Annotated in this window: 18 protein-coding genes, 1 tRNA gene and 2 pseudogenes; 14 read left to right on the top strand and 7 right to left on the bottom strand. The window is 58.5% G+C overall.

Annotation, left to right across the window (positions count from 1 at the left end; all coding sequences use genetic code 11):
* Positions 1 to 3: 3 nt before the first annotated feature.
* The 4 genes from KI237_RS22765 to KI237_RS22750 all read left to right on the top strand — a co-directional run bounded on the left by KI237_RS22765 (position 4) and on the right by KI237_RS22750 (position 2,452).
* Positions 4 to 762, top strand: coding sequence for an MBL fold metallo-hydrolase (locus KI237_RS22765; protein WP_212797156.1), 759 nt, complete (start codon positions 4 to 6; stop codon positions 760 to 762).
* Positions 763 to 789: 27 nt separating this feature from the next.
* Positions 790 to 1,503: a phosphoribosylaminoimidazolesuccinocarboxamide synthase gene (purC, locus tag KI237_RS22760; protein ID WP_025212375.1), complete on the top strand. Its 714-nt coding sequence runs from the start codon at positions 790 to 792 to the stop codon at positions 1,501 to 1,503.
* A gap of 83 nt (positions 1,504 to 1,586) precedes the next feature.
* Positions 1,587 to 1,676: transfer RNA gene (locus tag KI237_RS22755), tRNA-Ser, on the top strand.
* A gap of 179 nt (positions 1,677 to 1,855) precedes the next feature.
* Positions 1,856 to 2,452 carry a hypothetical protein gene (locus KI237_RS22750; RefSeq protein ID WP_212797155.1) on the top strand — a complete coding sequence of 199 codons (597 nt, stop codon included), beginning with the start codon at positions 1,856 to 1,858 and terminating at the stop codon, positions 2,450 to 2,452.
* A gap of 209 nt (positions 2,453 to 2,661) precedes the next feature.
* Here KI237_RS22750 and KI237_RS22745 read toward each other — a convergent pair whose 3' ends face one another.
* From KI237_RS22745 to KI237_RS22735, 3 genes are all read right to left on the bottom strand, one after another.
* Positions 2,662 to 2,952: a type II toxin-antitoxin system Phd/YefM family antitoxin gene (locus tag KI237_RS22745; RefSeq protein WP_212797154.1), complete on the bottom strand. Its 291-nt coding sequence runs from the start codon at positions 2,950 to 2,952 to the stop codon at positions 2,662 to 2,664.
* 178 nt (positions 2,953 to 3,130) lie between these two features.
* Positions 3,131 to 3,547: a type II toxin-antitoxin system YafO family toxin gene (locus tag KI237_RS22740; protein ID WP_212797153.1), complete on the bottom strand. Its 417-nt coding sequence runs from the start codon at positions 3,545 to 3,547 to the stop codon at positions 3,131 to 3,133.
* Positions 3,548 to 4,006: 459 nt separating this feature from the next.
* Positions 4,007 to 4,273 (bottom strand): short-chain dehydrogenase, encoded by a 267-nt coding sequence (locus KI237_RS22735; protein ID WP_212797152.1) that lies wholly within the window; start codon positions 4,271 to 4,273, stop codon positions 4,007 to 4,009.
* Between the two features lie 342 nt (positions 4,274 to 4,615).
* Here KI237_RS22735 and KI237_RS31125 point away from each other — a divergent pair.
* The 3 genes and pseudogenes from KI237_RS31125 to KI237_RS22725 form a co-directional block, all read left to right on the top strand.
* A pseudogene (locus KI237_RS31125) lies at positions 4,616 to 5,392 on the top strand (HAMP domain-containing protein); the annotation flags it as partial.
* A gap of 69 nt (positions 5,393 to 5,461) precedes the next feature.
* On the top strand, positions 5,462 to 6,250 hold the full coding sequence (locus KI237_RS31120; RefSeq protein WP_502937136.1) for a methyl-accepting chemotaxis protein: 789 nt from the start codon (positions 5,462 to 5,464) through the stop codon (positions 6,248 to 6,250).
* Between the two features lie 13 nt (positions 6,251 to 6,263).
* Positions 6,264 to 7,010 (top strand): phytanoyl-CoA dioxygenase family protein, encoded by a 747-nt coding sequence (locus KI237_RS22725; RefSeq protein WP_212797150.1) that lies wholly within the window; start codon positions 6,264 to 6,266, stop codon positions 7,008 to 7,010.
* A gap of 11 nt (positions 7,011 to 7,021) precedes the next feature.
* Here the strand turns inward: KI237_RS22725 and KI237_RS22720 are convergent, their stop codons facing one another.
* The 3 genes from KI237_RS22720 to KI237_RS22710 form a co-directional block, all read right to left on the bottom strand.
* Positions 7,022 to 7,390: a cupin domain-containing protein gene (locus tag KI237_RS22720; protein WP_212797149.1), complete on the bottom strand. Its 369-nt coding sequence runs from the start codon at positions 7,388 to 7,390 to the stop codon at positions 7,022 to 7,024.
* 102 nt (positions 7,391 to 7,492) lie between these two features.
* Positions 7,493 to 8,299: a helix-turn-helix domain-containing protein gene (locus KI237_RS22715; RefSeq protein ID WP_212797148.1), complete on the bottom strand. Its 807-nt coding sequence runs from the start codon at positions 8,297 to 8,299 to the stop codon at positions 7,493 to 7,495.
* Positions 8,300 to 8,554: 255 nt separating this feature from the next.
* The gene (locus KI237_RS22710) at positions 8,555 to 8,746 is read right to left on the bottom strand and encodes a YegP family protein (RefSeq protein ID WP_212797147.1); all 192 of its coding nucleotides are present in this window, start codon (positions 8,744 to 8,746) and stop codon (positions 8,555 to 8,557) included.
* 302 nt (positions 8,747 to 9,048) lie between these two features.
* Between KI237_RS22710 and KI237_RS22705 the strand changes: the two genes are divergently transcribed.
* The 6 genes and pseudogenes from KI237_RS22705 to KI237_RS22680 all read left to right on the top strand — a co-directional run bounded on the left by KI237_RS22705 (position 9,049) and on the right by KI237_RS22680 (position 14,766).
* Positions 9,049 to 10,017 (top strand): glycosyltransferase family 2 protein, encoded by a 969-nt coding sequence (locus KI237_RS22705; RefSeq protein ID WP_212797146.1) that lies wholly within the window; start codon positions 9,049 to 9,051, stop codon positions 10,015 to 10,017.
* A 2-nt stretch (positions 10,018 to 10,019) separates the two neighbouring features.
* Entirely contained in the window at positions 10,020 to 10,730 is a 711-nt protein-coding gene (locus KI237_RS22700; protein WP_212797145.1) for a class I SAM-dependent methyltransferase, read from the top strand.
* 44 nt (positions 10,731 to 10,774) lie between these two features.
* Positions 10,775 to 11,110 (top strand): GtrA family protein, encoded by a 336-nt coding sequence (locus KI237_RS22695; protein WP_212800680.1) that lies wholly within the window; start codon positions 10,775 to 10,777, stop codon positions 11,108 to 11,110.
* Positions 11,107 to 13,190: pseudogene (locus tag KI237_RS22690) on the top strand (DUF6311 domain-containing protein). Before KI237_RS22695 ends, KI237_RS22690 begins: the two are co-directional and overlap by 4 nt.
* A gap of 186 nt (positions 13,191 to 13,376) precedes the next feature.
* Positions 13,377 to 14,300 carry a LysR family transcriptional regulator gene (locus KI237_RS22685; RefSeq protein WP_212797144.1) on the top strand — a complete coding sequence of 308 codons (924 nt, stop codon included), beginning with the start codon at positions 13,377 to 13,379 and terminating at the stop codon, positions 14,298 to 14,300.
* 103 nt (positions 14,301 to 14,403) lie between these two features.
* Positions 14,404 to 14,766 carry a 5-carboxymethyl-2-hydroxymuconate Delta-isomerase gene (locus KI237_RS22680; protein WP_212797143.1) on the top strand — a complete coding sequence of 121 codons (363 nt, stop codon included), beginning with the start codon at positions 14,404 to 14,406 and terminating at the stop codon, positions 14,764 to 14,766.
* A gap of 6 nt (positions 14,767 to 14,772) precedes the next feature.
* Here the strand turns inward: KI237_RS22680 and KI237_RS22675 are convergent, their stop codons facing one another.
* Complete coding sequence (locus KI237_RS22675) at positions 14,773 to 15,705, bottom strand: LysR family transcriptional regulator (RefSeq protein ID WP_212797142.1); 933 nt, start codon at positions 15,703 to 15,705, stop codon at positions 14,773 to 14,775.
* 536 nt (positions 15,706 to 16,241) lie between these two features.
* Here KI237_RS22675 and KI237_RS22670 point away from each other — a divergent pair.
* Entirely contained in the window at positions 16,242 to 17,609 is a 1,368-nt protein-coding gene (locus tag KI237_RS22670; protein ID WP_212800679.1) for a glutamine synthetase family protein, read from the top strand.
* The last annotated feature ends 123 nt before the right edge of the window (positions 17,610 to 17,732 follow it).

The following is a 17,732-nucleotide window of genomic DNA, read 5'->3' as shown; positions in this document are numbered from 1 at the left end:
CCGATGCGTTTTGCCGTTCTCGGCAGCGGTAGCCAAGGGAACGGCACGCTGGTAGCCAGCGCCGGCACGTATGTGTTGGTCGATTGTGGTTTCTCCCTGCGGGAAACCGAGAAGCGCCTGTTGCGCCTGGGTGTGCACCCGGCGCAACTGAGCGCGATACTCGTGACCCACGAACATGCCGACCACGTGCATGGCGTGGGTTTGCTGTCTCGGCGCTACAATCTGCCGGTGTACCTGAGTCGTGGGACACTGGACGGCCTGCGCAAGCCCATTGAGCCAGCCGGCTTCGTGGCCGGTGGCGAGCAACTGCGCATCGGTTGCCTGGATATCAGCGTGGTCAGCGTGGCGCATGATGCCCGGGAGCCGACGCAATATGTGTTCAGCGACGGCGAGCGGCGCTTTGGGCTGCTGACCGACCTGGGGTCGTATTGCGACAGGGTGATGGACAGTTACCGGGACCTCGATGCATTGATGATCGAGTCCAACCACTGTCGCGACATGTTGGCCCGTGGTTACTACCCGTACTTTCTCAAGCAGCGGGTAGGCGGGGAGCACGGACATTTGAATAACCACCAGGCAGCGTTCCTGGTGGCCGAGTTGGGCTGGCAAGGCCTGCAACACCTGGTCCTGGCCCATCTGAGCAGCAAGAACAACCTGCCGCAGCTGGCCCGGCAATGTTTTGTCGACACCCTTGGGTGCGACCCGGACTGGCTGCAATTGGCCGATCAAGATTCAGGGCTCGACTGGCGACATATCGCCTAGCCCACTACTTAGCAAGCGGAGCCCATCATGGAAAAACGTGAAGAACTCTACCGCGGCAAAGCCAAGTCGGTTTACAAGACCGACGACGCTGACCGCTTGATCCTGCTGTTTCGCAACGACACCTCGGCGTTCGACGGCAAGCGCATCGAACAACTGGACCGCAAGGGCATGGTGAACAACAAGTTCAACGCCTTCATCATGCAGAAACTCGAAGCCGCCGGCGTGCCGACCCAGTTCGACAAGCTGCTGGGCGACAACGAATGCCTGGTCAAGAAGCTGGACATGATCCCGGTCGAATGCGTCGTGCGTAACTACGCCGCCGGCAGCCTGGTCAAGCGCTTGGGCGTGGAAGAGGGCATGAAGCTCAACCCCTACACCTTCGAGCTGTTCCTGAAGGACGACGCCAAGGGCGACCCGTTCATCAACGAATCCCACGTCGTGGCATTCGGTTGGGGTACCGCCGAGCAACTGGCCCGCATGAAGGAGCTGTCCCTCAAGGTCAACGAAGTGCTGACCAAGCTGTTCGACGACGCCGGCCTGCTGCTGGTGGACTTCAAGCTTGAATTCGGTGTGTTCAGCGACGGCTCCATCGTCCTGGGCGACGAATTCAGCCCGGACGGCTGCCGCCTCTGGGACAAGGACACCAAGAAGAAGATGGACAAGGACCGCTTCCGCCAGGGCCTCGGTGACGTCATCGAAGCCTACGAAGAAGTCGCCCAGCGTCTGGGTGTGCCGCTGTAATCGACGCAAGCATCTGATAGCACGGAAAAAATTTCGCTCGGGGGTTCGCTTCCGGCGAATGTGCTGGTATGATGCGCGCCACTGGAGAGATGCCGGAGTGGCCGAACGGGACGGATTCGAAATCCGTTGTACTGGCGACAGTACCTAGGGTTCAAATCCCTATCTCTCCGCCATTATTGTGTATGACTAAGCCCCTGAAATGGTTGAACATTTCAGGGGCTTTTTCGTTTGTAGCGTTTCGTTTAGGGCATTTTTAGGGCATAAGGGAAACCCGCATGTGCAAAGGAGGCAGTGCCGGCCAATCTTGTAGATTGGTTTTGTTGCCTCTCCAACCGTTCACAAGGATTCGATAATGCGGCTCATGTTCTCGCCTCTCGGTGCGCTTTTGGTACTGGCTGCGCCCGTCCCCAGCTTTGCGGAAGGTCCTGCCAGCATCATTCGGACGGCCGAAGCTTTCACGTATAAACAGCTTCTGGCTCAAGGAGCTGAGCCCATGAAGTATGCGAAGGATTGTTGCTCGCTTCTGTACAGTCCTGGCACTCCTAAAAGCGAATATCATTTTGATCTGGCGAATGCCTATTTCATTCGAGTAACGGTTGATGCCGTCAAACTCGCGCCTGTGTTGTTTCGAATGTCCTGCCAAAACCGCGGATTTTTCACCCCAACGACAGAGTGCACGCCTGACGAGCTCAAAACCAAGATCGATGACGCTTTGAGGGTCGATTATCCTGGGTCTCTATATGGGAAGTATCGATCGAGCTGGGTCGCCAAACAGAATGGACAAGCGCTTCCCAAAACTGAGAAATGGGTTGGACAGACGATCTATAGTTTTAAGCGTGAGAATGGGCTGGACGAAATTGTCCTAGGGCCGATCAAAGGCTCTCCTACTGCCGTTGAGCTACAAGGAATCGATGAGTTGCCCGTAACCCCAGCAGTAAGTGAAAGATAATTCAATAGCTTCGAGCCGTAACGCCCTAAGGCCTTACGGTTCGAAAGGGGACAAGGGGACAGACCACGATTATGAAGAGGAGAGGTCACAAGTGAACTCAAAATCGTGGTCTGTCCCTCGTTTCCCCTGTTCGCCGCTGCGGATCCCAACTGATCGAAGTCAGCCTCGGTATCCGGGTGATACGTGACTCCCCAAACCATCGAAAATCTTTAGTCTTTCTTGGCGTACCTCGCACGCATATCTGCGTGAGAAATGGCCGTTTGTGGATCGAAATTAGCCAGTCGGTCACGTGCAATCGCCTCAATGCGCAAGTCTTCCAGCTCATCAAGCATCTCTTGATAGGCTTCTACGTTTATGATGACGGCTGCCGGTTCATTGTCTTTGAATATGACCAAGCGGTCAGTGGCGCGACTTGATACTTCTTTGAGCTTCGCGCTAAAGCCGCGAACCATTGCGGTAACCGATACGGCCTGTTCAGCTCGTTCAAGCAACGCTGCCATGATTTGTCTCCGAACAAATATCGCACATAAAAAACGTCGCATACCAGGATGTGTTGCGGACTCCACGACACTTGGACACTCAGCCCACGATCATTTGGACACCTGATCCACGTCCACTTGGACAAGCAGTCGGGGGAAACGGTCTGTCCCCCGTTTCCTTTGATTGGGTTATATAGCGTCAGTCATCTAGCTCTGGGAAAGAGATTTTTCCTACAATCCAAGGTTCCACGATATCGCTATGAATCGTACGTAAAAACGATCCCCATTCCTTTCGATTATGGGCGTCTGGCCCAGTGATCGTCAGCAGTAGGTACGCCTCTTTGAAATCATCATAGGCATAGATAAGCCAGAAATCGTTATCAGGATCTTCTGTTAAGGCAGTGCGATAGTACTGACGGTCGATCCGGGCCCAGCGAGCTTGTGTTTCTGCGGTGCTCGCGAGATGGATATGATACATATCGTTCAGATCGAGCTTTTCATCCCTGCCAAAGATAGCCGGGACTTCCCCGCACACTTTGTAGTTATAAAAGTGTGCGGCAATATTTTTCCAGTTCTGTGTCTCTTCAAAAAGTGCGGAAATTTTAACGGCTGGCATCCACGCCTACTTGGTAATAGGAAGCTTGCCAGTGATTACAAATTTATCGAACACTTTCTGACCATCACGTGCAGCTTGTCGAACATCAAGAAATGTCAGCTCTTCGTGAGTGACTTTCCTGCGCGCTTTCTCGACTTTTTTTGTGGTAGCCATCGGAGCCTCCGAGGTTTGTGCATTCATGCTGATCAGCTTATGTGATTAATCGAGTCCGGGCAAACCGGAGGGTTTCGGTGTCATTGGACCATGCTCGTTTCGACGAGATGGGCCCCGTGAGAGTAGTGCCAGACAGTTAAGCGAAATAAAAACGGGCAATTATCTTGTGGCGAGGGAGCTTGCGCTGCAGCCCCAAAACAGGGTCGCTTCGCGACCCAGCGGGAGCAAGCTCCCTCGCCACGGTTTGTGTGTTTCCTCGAGGCATCCACTTAGCTGATCGGCATTACCCCGTGAGAGGGCTTTGAATTAGACCGGTTCTGCATCCAACCGTCGGGCTATGACATTGAGTACATCGCAACCATCCCTCAACGGAATGCAGCACAGTTGTGCAAAATCCTGAAGGACCACTGAGTCACTCGGAATATCCCCTCGCATGGCGAGGTTCTCTAAAAGCTGGGTGACCGCGCGAATTCTATAGCCTGCCGTGTCGAGCAGGATGTGCAAAGGCGCAGAGGTATCGACGAAGAGAGGTTGATCGTCGGCATTACTGGTAAGAGCCATATATCTATTCATTTCAAACACCATTTAATTGAGGGCCTTCTTACCATTTGTCATCGAGTCGCCAAACCCGAGCCGCTCTTACGAATGACGTTTGGACTATAGGCCCTCGCTGGAAAAATCATCAATCAGATGATGAGTCAGAAAATTCCCTAAATTTTGTGGGCGAGAAATGTCAGAAAACTCCCCGCTGCAATGACTTTTCCCACCTTTTTTATCCCGCCCAACCCCCTCCGCAACCTGCATGACCACGGCCTTCCCAACACCCAAAGCTTTGTAACAATTGGACTAATGGTCTATAGCTCAAGGCATGGCTGCCGATAGGCAAGTTAACCCCCATGAAAGGAGTGTCACCCCATGCTGCGGTTTTTCGCCGATCTGGGCTTTCGCTGGAAAATCACCCTGCCCATTGCATTCCTGGCACTGTTGTTGGTGCTGATGGGCTGGTCGGGCATGCGGGGCATCGGCCAGGTGACTGAGTCCAGTACGCAACTGACCAAGCGCTACCTGCCGGCCATCAGCCTGTTGCTCAACGCCGATCGTGATCTCTACCAGGCCTTTGTTGCCGAGCGCAGCCTGCTTGGGGGCAATGCGGGCAGTCATTCCGAGGCGCTGCGTGCCAGTCATCGGGACAATCTGAAGCAAGCTTATGATCGTGTGCAGAAGTATGCCGCGATGCAACCGAGTGCCGAGGCGTTGGCGCTGGTCAGTCAGTTCAATGATCGTTTTGCACAGTGGTCGCAGGTTTCGCGGCAGGTTGTCGAGCAGGCTGCGAGCAACCCGCAGGCCGCCAGTGCGCTGAGTTTTGGTGACGGCGAAAGTAAGTTCGACATCATGCGTGATGCCATCGACAAGTTGGGTGAGCTGGAAGACGACGCATCGCAGCGCGAGGGGCAGGCGGCGATTGATCATGGTCAGGCGGTTGGAGTGCAACAGGGCGGTATTTTGTTGGTGGGTCTGTTGGGTTGCATCCTGCTGATCGTTGCCTTGCCGATGGTCGTGCTGCGTCCAATGCGTCGACTGCTGCACCGTGTCGAACAGATCGCCGAGGGCGGTGGCGATCTGAAGGGCCGTCTTGAGGTGCGTTCGGCTGATGAGTTGGGCCAGCTTGGCAGTGCGTTCAACCGCTTCCTCGATAAGCTGCAGCCGTTGATTGCCGAAGTGGGCCGGGTGACCGGGGAGGTCGATGCCGCGGCGCGCGCCATGGCGAATATGGCGGCGACCAATGATCAACTGATCAGCAGCGAACATGCGGCGCTCGACCAGGTCAGTACCGCCGCGACCCAGATGAGTGCTGCGGTGCATGAGGTGGCGCACAATGCCGTGAACGCTTCGGACGCCGCCCAGCAAGCCAGCAGTCAGTCTCGCGACGGCACCGAGGTGGTCAACAGCACCATTGAATCGATCCGTCAGTTGGCCTTGGAAGTGGAGAGCGCTTCGGGCACCATCGAGGCATTGGCCCAGGAAACCTCCAGCATCGGTGCCGTGCTTGAGGTCATCCGGGGCATTGCCGAACAGACCAACCTGCTCGCGCTGAACGCTGCCATCGAGGCGGCTCGGGCAGGCGAGCAAGGCCGCGGTTTCGCAGTGGTGGCCGACGAAGTCAGGGCCCTGGCGGCGCGCACCCAGGATTCGACCAAGGACATTCAGGTGCGTATCGAGCGCCTGCAAAGCGGTGTCGCCAAGGCCGTGCAAGCCATGCAAGTCGGTAGCAGCAAGGCCCGTGACAGCGTCGAGCGCGCCGCGGGTGTCGATCAGGTGCTCAGTGGTACCAGTGGCTCGATCCAGCGGATCAACGACATGGCCGCGCAGATCGCCAACGCCTGTGAGGAGCAGAGCAGCGTCACCGAAGAGATCGCCCGTAACATCTCCGACATCCGCGACTTGTCCAACGAAGCGGCGGCGAACTCTGCCCAGAGCATGCAGGCCAGCCAACAGCTGTCCAGCCTGTCGAGAAACCTGGCAGAACTGACCGGCCGCTTCCGCACCTGAAGCAGGTGGTGTCGTGTCGATTGAAGAGCAGCTGCACGCCCTGCATAAGGACGGTTTCGTCCTGATGCAGGGCGTGTTGGATGCCCGGCAGATCGCCGACCTGCGCCATGCCATCGACCAGTTGAAGCCCCTGCATTGGGACTACAGCGGCGTCATCGATCATTACAAATGTGTGTTCAATCGCGATCCGTTCTGGCTGCCGCTCCTGGATATGGCCGGGGTGATCGAACTGGCCGATGCAGCCCTGGGCGATGATTGCCATGTCGTCGGCCAAACGGCTTGGCGCTGCCATCCCGGTTTTACCGGGGCGCCGTTGCATCTGGATTACCTGGTGATGGAGTTGCCGCCAAAACTGTTGGCCGACCCTGCCTTTGAACTGCCGATGCAGGTTTTTACCGCGCAGTTTTACCTGGATGACATCGACATCGACCTGAGCCCGACCCAGGTCATTGCGGGCAGCCACAAAGCCGGCCGGGCGCCAGTGAAGGGCGAAACGCAGTGGCAAGGGCGCCCCGCGCAGCCGGTGCTGTGCAGGGCGGGTGATGTGCTGGTACTGCGCAGTGAGTTATGGCACGCCGGTAGCGATAACCGCACCGCCGACCGCACGCGTTACATGCTCCAAGTGCACTATGGCCGGCGGATGGTCGCGCAGAAATTTTCACCTTATTTGAATTGGCAGTTCAATCCTGTGGTCCTGGCTGTCGCGACACCTCGTCAGCGGCGGTTGTTAGGCGATCACCAGGAAGCTGAATACGATTGAGCCTGGCCCAGTCAGATCCACACATCATTGACCGCCGTTCGCTCATTGGTTTGCTCGCCGGTGTTGAGGACGCCACGTGGCTCGATCAGCAGCAGTTTCACTTCGCGTGCGGCGCTGGGCTTGTGCTCGACACCTTTTTTGACCACGTACATTTCGCCCGGCCCTAGGGTCACCGCACCGTCGCGAAAGTCGATACGCAACTCGCCCTCCAGCACGATGAAGGTTTCATCCGTATCGGCGTGGGTGTGCCAGATGAATTCGCCTTCGAGCCGGACGATCTTGAATTGGTAGTCATTCATTTCGGCCACGACTTTCGGTGCCCATTGTTCGTGGAACAGTGCGTATTTCTGAGCGAAGTTGATGGGGGCGTAGTGGGTCATCGAGGCATGCTCCTCTGGTGGATGGTGAGCCGTACCTTACTGTCGGAGCCTGGGTGCGTATTGGATGATCGTGCAGCTTTTTGCCGTGCGCAGCTTATGCCTTCAGCGCAGCATTTTCAGCCAGCGTGCCGGTGAAATACCAAAGGCCTGTGTGTGCAGCCGGGTCATGTGGCTCTGATCGAAAAAATCACAGGCCAGGGCCACTTCGCTCAACGGCATGCCGTGGAATACCAGGCGCCGGGCTTCGTTCAAGCGACGCTGGGTGATGTAGCGATAGGGGCTGGTGCCGTACAGCGCCCGGAAATCCCGGGACAGGCTCCATCGGTCCCGGCCGCTTGCCTGCACCAGGTCATCCAGTGTGATCACCTGGTCGAGGGCATCGTGGATGAACAGGCGGGCACGCTCCGCCGCTGGGTAGTCGATCAGTCGCCGCCCACGTCGGTTGCCGGCCGCGATGTCGAGTGCCTGGGCCACATCGTAGATGGCGTCCTCTTCCTCCAGCGGATCGAGGGGATGATCCAGGCCGTTCAATAGTCGACGGGTCGCGATATTGAGGCGAGGGTCGCTGGACAATCCTCCTTCGATGAAGGGCAATGGCTTACCCCCCAGCACGTGCTGGATCACCGACGGTTCTATGTAGAACATCCCGTAGCGAACCCCCTCGCTCGTCCCGGCTTCGCAATTGTGCACCTCGTCCGGATGCAGGACGATGGTGCCGCCGGGCTGGCTGTGGCGTTTGCTGTGGCGATAGTTGAAGCTTTGCACGCCGGAAAGTGTGATCCCGATGGCGTAGGTGTCATGGCGATGGGTGGTGTAGCCATGCCCGCTGAAATAGGCCTCGATGCGCTCCATTTTCCTCGACTCGGGCGCCCGCACCAGCCAGTCGCGGTTATGGATTGATCGAGTCATTGCACCGGCCTCCTGCTTTTGTCCGCATACCCTACCTGCCTGAAAACCTTCGTTACAGCAAAAAAGCTGAACCTATGGCCGGAAATTGCTCTCGCATGGTTGCGTCCGCCGGTGCTGTGTAGCCACTGCGTAGGAGCTGTCGAGTGCAACGAGGCTGCGATCTTTCCTCTGATAGTTGAATCTCAAGCGAAAGATCAAGATAAAGATCAAAAGATCGCAGGCTTCGCCAGTTCCTACAGAGCCCACGCGGCGCTGTCAGATCTCCTTTACAGGCGTTTCGCCCTGGACATTCTTGATCAGCCCGATGACGTGAAGGCAGTCACTCTTGTTTATATAAGATTCGCCGCTGGCGATCGTTTCGTGGTTGCCGGCTCTCAAGCGCCAGCGCCATTGGCCTTTTCCGGTGCTCGGGGTACCTCGGGTCTGTCGATAGATTTCAAAATACATCGGTTCGCTCCCTGCGATTCATTCAGTCATGACATGCGTTGGACATGTGGCTGCCAGCCTAGCCAAGTGGGTGGTTTTGGCTACGGGAAATTCGTTTCCATTGGTTATCAAATATTGCTGGGTGTGAGCCCGGATCAGGTGTTCGACTTTCTGTAGGAAAAAAGTCATGTTGCGAACATGCAGTCCGCTGAAGTTCCGGTTTGATCCTTGCGTTGCCCTGCCAGGTCCTGCTTAATACGTTTCGACGCCTAGGGCCGCAAGCCAATGGGACTGAAAACACTAATAAGAAAAAGAGCCATCAAGTGACTGAATATCCAGGAGCGGATCTGCAAGGTCGTCTAGCGCTTTCGCTTGTCATTCCGGTCTACAACGAAGTCCAGTCCATCGATGTGTTCATGGCCAGGATCGATCAGGTCTTTGCCCATGAAGCGCTGGTGAGCCTGGAGCTGGTGTTCGTCAACGACGGCAGCGTGGACGACACATTGATGCTGCTGCTGGAACGGCAGAAGACCGATCCGCGCATCCGAGTCGTCGACCTGAGCCGCAACTTCGGCAAGGAGGCGGCGTTGAGTGCCGGCCTGCAAGCCGCCCGTGGCCAGGCGGTGGTGCCGATCGATGTCGATCTGCAAGACCCTCCCGAAGTGATCCTGGAAATGATCGCCCATTGGCGCAACGGTGCCGAAGTGGTGCTGGGCCATCGGATCAACCGCGACTCCGACTCCTGGGCCAAGCAGGTTTCCGCCAACGGGTTCTACCGGCTGCACAATAAAATCGCTGACCACAAGCTGCCGGAGAATGTCGGCGATTTTCGCTTGATGGATCGCTGCGTGGTCGAGGCCCTGCAAACCCTGCCTGAGTCGCGCCGCTTCATGAAAGGGCTGTTTGCCTGGGTCGGATTCCGGACCACCTACGTGGACTACGTCAGGCCTGAACGGGCGGCCGGCGAAAGCAAGTTCAATGGTTGGCGCCTGTGGAATTTTGCCCTTGAGGGCATCACCAGCTTCAGCACCGAACCGCTGCGTATCTGGACGTACCTGGGGCTTTGCGTGTCGCTGGTGTCCTTTGCGTTCGCCATTTTCATCGTACTGCGAACCCTGGTTTCCGGGGTGGACCTGCCGGGCTATGCCTCGCTGATGGTGGCGGTCACGTTCCTGGGCGGGTTGCAACTGATTGGCATCGGCGTGCTGGGTGAGTACCTGGGCCGCACCTACATCGAATCCAAGCGCCGACCGGTTTTCCTGGTGCGGCGCATCTATGACGCCAAGGACTGACCATGGACCTCAAGGAAACCGACATCCTGGGCCCCGATATCGGGCAGCATTGGTACTACCGGTCGAAAGCGCGGGCCATGCTGCACATGCTCAAGGGCACTTCGGCCAATACGCTGCTGGACGTGGGTGCCGGGTCGGGGTTTTTTTCCCATCACCTGCTGACCCATACCGCAACGGCCCAGGCCTGGTGCGTGGACATCAGTTACCCGGCCGACTCCGATGCCAGCACCGCCGGGAAACCGGTGCGCTATCGTCGAGCGGTGGACTCGCTGGACGCCGACCTGGTGCTGCTGATGGATGTGCTGGAGCACGTGGACGATGACGTGGGCCTGCTCAAGTCGTATGTCGACAAAGTGCCGTCCGGCAGCCGCTTCCTGATTACCGTGCCGGCGTTCCAGTTCCTCTGGAGCGGCCATGACGATTTTCTCGAGCACAAGCGCCGCTACACCCTCAGACAGTTGGAAACCGTCGTGGCACAGGCCGGTTTGCGGGTCCAGCAAGGTGCGTATTACTTCGGCCTGGTATTTCCCATTGCTGCCGGCCTGCGCCTGTTGCAGCGCAAGGCGTCCGGAGCCCCGGTCAAGTCGCAGCTTGCGCGCCATCATCCGCTGGTCAATGGCGTGTTGAGGTCACTGTGCAGCCTGGAACGTCCGATCATGGGCGCCAATCGTATGGCCGGCCTGACGGTGTTCTGCTTGGCGCAGAAGCCGTGACCTGGACGCACTCGCCGCTGCTGCGACGTGCCTTGCGCTTTGCCATGACCGGCCTGCTCGTCACCGCAGTCCATGTGGTGGCTGCTGTGCTTTTTGTGCACCTGATCCTGGCGAACCCTCCGCTGGCCAATGGTTTCGCCTTCGTCGTGGCGACCGTGGTGTCGTACCTGATCAACACCCTCTGGAGTTTTTCCAGCCGCTTGCATGGCCGCACCCTCGGCCGTTTCGTCGTGGTATCGATCGGCGGGCTCGGGCTGGCGATGCTGGTTGCCTGGGTAGCCCAACGTGTCGGCCTGGATTACCTGGCGGGCATCGCAGCCGTGGCGCTGATCATCCCGGTGTTCACCTTCATTCTGCATAATTTCTGGACGTATCGATGACCGTTCGTGGTGAGCGTTACTGGGTTTGCCTGTTACCCATCCTGTTGGGCGCGCTGGCATTCCTGCTGGTGATCGGCCCGCGGGTCCTGGACCCGACGAACATCGCCTGGTTGGGGGAGGGCGATGCGGCGACCCATTACATGGGCTGGGCGTTTTTCCGCAGTTCGCCCTGGACCTTTCCATTGGGCATGAACCCTTCCTACGGTTTGGAGTTGGGCAACGGCATCATTTTCTCCGACTCCAATCCGCTGCTGGCATTTCTGTTCAAGCCCTTCAACGCCTGGCTTCCCGAGACGTTCCAGTATTTCGGCCTGTGGTTGCTGGCCTGTTTCATCCTGCAAGCCTGGTTCGCCTGGAAACTCGTCGGCCTGCTGACGCCGTCGGTGTGGATCAGGTTGTTGGGGGCGGCCCTGTTTGTGTTTTCGCCGCCGATGTTTCTGCGCATGGGCGGGCACCTGTCGCTGTCCGGGCACTTTCTGATCCTGGCGGCCCTGTACCTGGCACTGCGACCTGGCCTGGAGAAGCGTCGGCTGGCCTGGGGCGGGCTGTTGGCCGTCACCGCGCTGGTGCATGCGTATCTGCTGGCCATGGTTGCGTTGATCTGGCTGGCCGATCTTGCCAGCAGGGTCGTCAAGGCCCGGCTATCCCGGCGCGATGCCTTGGTCGAGCTGTGTGGCTTGTTCCTGCTCGTCGCGTTCTGCTGCTGGCAGGCAGGTTATTTCAGCGTGGGCGGCGGGACTATAGCGGGTGGTTATGGGTTGTATCGCCTGAACGTCATGTCGCTGGTCAATCCCAGTGGCTGGTCGTACCTGTTGCGTGACATGCCTCAGGGGCCGGGCGATTACGAGGGCTTCAATTACCTGGGCTTGGGCGTTTTGATGCTGGCGATCTGCGCTGGCGTAGCCTTGCTGCAAGGCAATACCGGTGTGGTCAGCGCCGTGCGTCACCGACGACTGTTACTGTGGGCGTTGATTGGCCTGACACTTTTTTCGCTGACCAACACCCTCGGTATCGGCATGCTGAATGTGCATTACTGGCTGCCCAACAGTCTTGAAATGCTGGCGAACGTGTTTCGCGCGGCCGGTCGGATGTTCTGGCCGGTGTTCTACGCCATTGTGTTTGTCGTGGTTTTCCTGGTGATCCGCGGCAACAAGCCTCGGGTGGCGGTGTGTCTGCTGGCCATCGCCTTGGTGGTACAAGTCCTGGATACCCGCGCCGGATGGGCCGGCCTGCGCCAGAGCCGGATGATGCCGGTCGCCTCCAGTTGGCCTACGTCCATGAATGATCCGTTCTGGTCCAGTGCGGCCAGCCATTATTCGAAAGTCCGGACGCTGCTGCCGCAGAACCAGCCGGAAAATTGGCTGCTGACCAGCCAATACGCTCTGAAGCACGGGTTGAAAACCGATGGCGTGTACCTGGGGCGCATGGGCACCCGGGAGATCGAGCAAGCCCAGCGCCGCGCCGCGCAGATGCTTGCCAGCGGCGAGTATGCAGCGGATTCGCTGTTCATCCTCGACCCTGGCGCCGCGCTCCAGGCAGCGAAGACCGTCAATCGCCAGACCGACCTGTTGACCCGTATCGATGGCCTCGTGGTGCTGGCGCCGGGTTGGAAGTCATGTGCCCAATGCCCACCGTTTGCCGTTGAGACGCTGGACCTGCAGGTGAAGATCGGCGAGCGCCAGGTGTTCAGCCGAATCAACCCGATGTTGGCCAGCGGCTGGGGGCGTGTCGAGGATTGGGGCACCTGGTCGGAAGGGACCGAGGCTGAGATTGTGTTGCGCATACCGCCAGAAGCGCGCGCCATTTCGATCGAAGCGGCGGCGTTCGTACAACCCCAGCACGCGCGCCAGCGAGTGGACGTCTCGATCAACGGGGTTGAGGTGCTGTCGACGCAGTTCACGCGCCTGCAGGACAACACCCTTGAATGGCCGTTGACTCCGGCCATTCGTGAAGCGATTGGCGCGCAAGGGCAGTTGCGCGTGCATTTTCGTTTACCCGATGCCATTAGCCCCAAGACGCTGGGGTTGGGGGAGATGAGCGAGTCATGGCGCTGGGGTTGAAATCGCTGACGGTTAAGTAGTTTTTAAAGGGGCCTGCTGGACATGCCCCTTGTTACCAGGCGCCACAAGAGCCTCGCGACAAAACAAGGGACCTCTTCCAATCCTTTGAATGGATGGTATTACGCAGGCACCCAGTCTTTTTGCGCATAGACGCGCAGCCCCTGGCGTTCCTACACTGCATCCCATCAAGAGATCGGGGACAGTGGATGAACCGCAACGAATTGCGCAAGGCCGACATCAACCTGATGGTGGTTTTCGAAACGCTGATGCTTGAGCGTAACGTGACACGGGTGGCGGAAAAACTGTTCCTGGGCCAACCGACCATCAGCTCGGCACTCAATCGTTTGCGCAAGATGTTCAACGACCCGTTGTTCATTCGCGTCGGCCACCGCATGGAGCCGACGGCAAGGGCCGAGGAAATCATCCTGCATCTGTCACCCGCGCTCGATTCGCTGTCGATGGCCTTGAGCCTGACCCACGATTTCGACCCCACCAGCAGCACCATGACGTTTCGCATCGGTCTGTCGGACGACGTCGAGTTCGGCCTGCTGCCGCCCCTGTTGAGCAGCCTGCGGCAAGAGGCGCCGCAAATCGTGTTCGTGGTCCAGCACGTCGATTACTGGCGCATCCCCGATTTGCTGGCATCGGGCGACATCACCGTGGGTATCAGCCAGACTCGCGGGCTGCCGGCCAATGCCAAGCGCAAGCTGTTACGACATATCCAGCCCCGCGTGCTGCGCGCCGATGCGTCGGACACCCCGTTGACCCTGGACGAGTATTGCGCGCGACCTCACGTGCTGGTGTCCCATACCGCGAATGTCGCCGGTTTTGTTGACGAATGGCTGGCCGAGATCGGACGCACGCGCCAGGTCGTGTTGTCAGTGCCGCAATACAGCGCATTACCGGCGTTGCTGGCCGGCACCGACTTGATCGCCAGCCTGCCGGACTACACCGCCGCCGCCATGGCCGCCTCGGGGCAGCTATTCAATGAACCCTTCCCCTTCAAGACTCCGACCTTGGATTTGTCCATGGTCTGGCTTAGCCATGTCGACAGTGACCCGGCCGAGCGCTGGTTGCGGTCGCGGTTGGAGGCCTTCATGGGCGAGCGCGGGGCCTCGACGCACGCTTGACACTGGCCTGTGGCGAAACAAAACCTGCCTCAATGAAGAAAGTCGAGGTAAGGTTGTGACGGCTGAAACCACCTCGTCATATTTTCGAATCGGAGTCGAACGCATGCCTCACCTGCACATGGAGTACACCGCCAACCTGCCCGAGCTGAAGGCCGATGTTGCACTGCTGCGCCTGAACAATGCGCTAGTGGCTTCCGGTCAATTCGCTGCCGAGCTGGATATCAAGAGCCGGGCCGTGAAGCTCGAGACTTTCCGGGTGGGGACTGGGCTGGGCGAGCGGGGTTTCGTGCACGTGAAGCTGGCCTTGCTGAGCGGTCGCTCGCCGGAAATCAAGAAGCAACTGGCCGATAGCCTGCTGGCCGTGATCCAGGAGCTGGGGCCATGGCCGGCCGACGTTAGCGTGCAACTGTGCGTGGAAATCCTCGACATCGATCGAGTCCCGTATGCCAAGGCCTTGATCGGTTAATGACGATCAGGTGTCGCGTGCGGCGCAGGCCTTGATGATCTGTTCGCGCAGCCAGGCGTTGGCACTGTCCTGATCGACGGCCAGGCTCCACTGCATGTTCAGGGTGAACCCCGGCAGGCCTTGGGGCGCTTCGTGATGATTGAAGATCGCCTCGTTGGCCAGCAGTTTCTGGATGCGGCGGGGCAGGGTCAGGATGAAGTCGGTGCCGGTGATCATCTTCAGTGCGGCACTGTAGCTGTTGGCGCGTGCGGCAATCTGGCGTTGTTGCGCCTGCTGCGACAGCCAACCGTCCACCATGTTGGTCGCTGACGACCAGGGCGTCGGAAACACGTGTCGGCGCCGTACGAAAGACTGAAGGCTCAATTGCGGCTCAAGTGGCGTCGCCCGTTTATCCACGACACAAACCAGGTCCTCCTCCAGCAACGGTCGGGATTTGAAATCGGCATGGTTGCTGTGCAAGTTCGGGCCGAAGCAGATCACCAGGTCCAGGCTGCCGTCGCGCAACTCTTCGGCGGGAATGTCGGCTTCGAGCTTGTGTACGTTCACCACCAGCGGCAGATTGGCGTAATCGAAACCTTGCAGCAGTTGCGGCAGGATCAGCTGTTCGAAGTATTCCGGCGCGCAAATATTGAAGGTAGTGGCTTGCCGGGTTGGATCGAAGGTGGGTGTGCCGGCATGGCACCGGTTGATGCTTTGCAAAATGGCACGCACATGGTCGTACATGCCCTCGGCCTTATAGGTCGGAAGCATGCCGGTGCGGGTGTTGATGAATAGCTCGTCTTCGAAGCAGGTTCGCAGTTTCTTGAGGCAATAACTGACGGTTGACTGACTGACGCACAATGCCTCGGACACGCCGGTGACACTGCTTTGTTCGTACACGGCGCTAAACACCATGAGGTCTTGCATGTCGAGCTTTCTGAGGGAGTTACTGTTCAGCATCCGTTCTGTCTCTCGCTGTGCTCCTTGCGCGGATTTTGCGCAAACCAGGCTGACGATCCTAACGGAACGATCGTGCCAAGAGAATGCCAGGCAGGCGCTTTCATGGTCGGGAACGGGACAGATAATGTAGCGAACACGACGTGTCGATCAACGACTGTTTGGTTTGCCTATGTTTAGTTGGCTGCGATCCTAGTTCCATCAAATCCAGGTTTAACCTCCCAGGGTGCTGTGGGACGCTTGCCCGATGTGTTTCTTGTGATGCGCTCATGGACCGTTGGCCCCTGGCATTCCAATACCCTTCATCTGCCGCGGTCGATCCGGTCGGTCGATTCACGCCTGCCACGGCCCCAATCCTCTGTGCGTTGCCCTCCGAGCTGGCCTTTTGGGCGCTCTGGCATTGTCGTCATGCCCGTCCTCCAGATACTCGCATTACCTGTTGATCATTCGCAGTGCTCGCTTAATGGCGAGCACGGACTGACGGTGCCTTGTCGCCCGTCCGACATGGAAATACGAGCCTTCTCATGAGCCTTGCCAAAATTTCTTTCGCGCCCGTGCAACACGCCGAGGCGTTTCTTGCGCAGAACCCTGATATCGAACTGTTCGAGTTGTTCATCCTCGACAACAACGGCGTGCCCCGGGGCAAGTTGTTGCATCGGGACGAATTGCTGGCGGTTTTCGAAAGCGGCCGGCCACTGCCCAGTACGATTCTCGGGCTGACCGTCAATGGCGATGATGTGGACAATTCCGGGCTGGTGTGGGACGTCGGTGACATCGATTGCCGCGCCTATCCCCTCAGCGGCAGCTTGCAGCGCATGCCGTGGCGATTGATTCCCACGGCCGCCGTGCAGGTCAGCATGCATCCCCAGGAAGGAATGCCGGCGACCATCGCCGATCCGCGTTATCTGCTCAGCCGGGTGATCGAGGCCTTGCAGGCCGACGGTTATTACCCGGTGATGGCGGCGGAGCTGGAGTTTTATCTGCTGGACGCGCAACGCGACAACCAAGGCCGGCCACAACCGGCGCGGGATGCCGACGGTGGCCGACCGCGCGCCACCCAGGTCTACGGTTTGCGCGAGCTGGAGCAGATCGAGCCGTTCCTGGCTGACCTGTACGCTGCGTGCAAGCTGCAAGGCATTGCGGCCCGGACGGCCATTTCCGAATACGCACCGGGACAAGTGGAGATCACCCTCGAACATCGCAGCGATGCCTTGCAAGCCATGGATGAAGCGGTGCGCTACAAGCGACTGGTCAAGGGCGTTGCCCACAAGCACGGCATGCAGGCCTGTTTCATGGCCAAGCCGTTCGATCACCTGGCGGGCTCCGGCATGCACATGCATGTCAGCCTGGCGGACCGTGATGGTCACAATTTGTTTGCCAGTGAAGCCGCCGACGGCACGCCGCTGTTGCGCCAGGCGGTGGGTGGGATGCTCGACACCTTGCTCGATTCGCTGTTGATGTTTTGTCCGAACGCCAACTCCTACCGGCGATTCCAAAGCAACAGCTACGCACCGCTGGCGGCGACCTGGGGCGTGGACAACCGCACCGTGAGCCTGAGGGTGCCGGGCGGTCCGGCGTTCTCGCGGCACATCGAGCATCGTATCTGCGGTGCCGATGCCAACCCTTACCTGGCTGCGGCGGCGATATTGGCCGGCATTCATCACGGCCTACGTGAACAGTGCGATCCGGGGAAACCTGTCGAAGGCAACGGCTACGCCCAGGCGACCGAGCTGCTGCCCACTGACTGGCTCACCACCCTGCGTGCCCTTGAGGCATCGGCCTGGGCGCGGGAAGCGTTTGGCGATGAGTTTCTTGGCGTTTATCTGGCGGTCAAACGCGCCGAATACCGTCAATTCATGGGGGAAGTCGGGGAGCAGGACTGGCGCTGGTACCTGAATCAGGCGTGAAACCGGCTGGCGACCGGTTTCTTAAATAATTATTTAGTCGCAACTTTTTCACGAAAAATTGATGGTGAGCTACCTAAAGTTTGTGCTGCCGTAGGAAACGAATTTTTCACATTTTCCTGCGGC

The sequence above is a fragment of the Pseudomonas sp. St316 genome, from assembly GCF_018325905.1.
In the GTDB taxonomy this organism is placed as follows: Bacteria; Pseudomonadota; Gammaproteobacteria; order Pseudomonadales; family Pseudomonadaceae; genus Aquipseudomonas.
The sequence above is the reverse complement of the archived record's forward strand: the minus strand, read 5'-3'. Positions and strand labels throughout refer to the sequence as shown.

Bases quoted from the DNA above. Each gene is read 5' to 3' on its own strand.
- KI237_RS22765 (WP_212797156.1), top strand. From the start codon at position 4: ATGCGTTTTGCCGTTCTCGGCAGCGGTAGCCAAGGGAACGGCACGCTG.
- purC (WP_025212375.1), top strand. From the start codon at position 790: ATGGAAAAACGTGAAGAACTCTACCGCGGCAAAGCCAAGTCGGTTTAC.
- KI237_RS22750 (WP_212797155.1), top strand. From the start codon at position 1,856: ATGCGGCTCATGTTCTCGCCTCTCGGTGCGCTTTTGGTACTGGCTGCG.
- KI237_RS22745 (WP_212797154.1), bottom strand. From the start codon at position 2,952: ATGGCAGCGTTGCTTGAACGAGCTGAACAGGCCGTATCGGTTACCGCA.
- KI237_RS22740 (WP_212797153.1), bottom strand. From the start codon at position 3,547: ATGCCAGCCGTTAAAATTTCCGCACTTTTTGAAGAGACACAGAACTGG.
- KI237_RS22735 (WP_212797152.1), bottom strand. From the start codon at position 4,273: ATGAATAGATATATGGCTCTTACCAGTAATGCCGACGATCAACCTCTC.
- KI237_RS31120 (WP_502937136.1), top strand. From the start codon at position 5,462: ATGGCGAATATGGCGGCGACCAATGATCAACTGATCAGCAGCGAACAT.
- KI237_RS22720 (WP_212797149.1), bottom strand. From the start codon at position 7,390: ATGACCCACTACGCCCCCATCAACTTCGCTCAGAAATACGCACTGTTC.
- KI237_RS22715 (WP_212797148.1), bottom strand. From the start codon at position 8,299: ATGACTCGATCAATCCATAACCGCGACTGGCTGGTGCGGGCGCCCGAG.
- KI237_RS22710 (WP_212797147.1), bottom strand. From the start codon at position 8,746: ATGTATTTTGAAATCTATCGACAGACCCGAGGTACCCCGAGCACCGGA.
- KI237_RS22700 (WP_212797145.1), top strand. From the start codon at position 10,020: ATGGACCTCAAGGAAACCGACATCCTGGGCCCCGATATCGGGCAGCAT.
- KI237_RS22695 (WP_212800680.1), top strand. From the start codon at position 10,775: ATGACCGGCCTGCTCGTCACCGCAGTCCATGTGGTGGCTGCTGTGCTT.
- KI237_RS22685 (WP_212797144.1), top strand. From the start codon at position 13,377: ATGAACCGCAACGAATTGCGCAAGGCCGACATCAACCTGATGGTGGTT.
- KI237_RS22680 (WP_212797143.1), top strand. From the start codon at position 14,404: ATGCCTCACCTGCACATGGAGTACACCGCCAACCTGCCCGAGCTGAAG.
- KI237_RS22675 (WP_212797142.1), bottom strand. From the start codon at position 15,705: ATGCTGAACAGTAACTCCCTCAGAAAGCTCGACATGCAAGACCTCATG.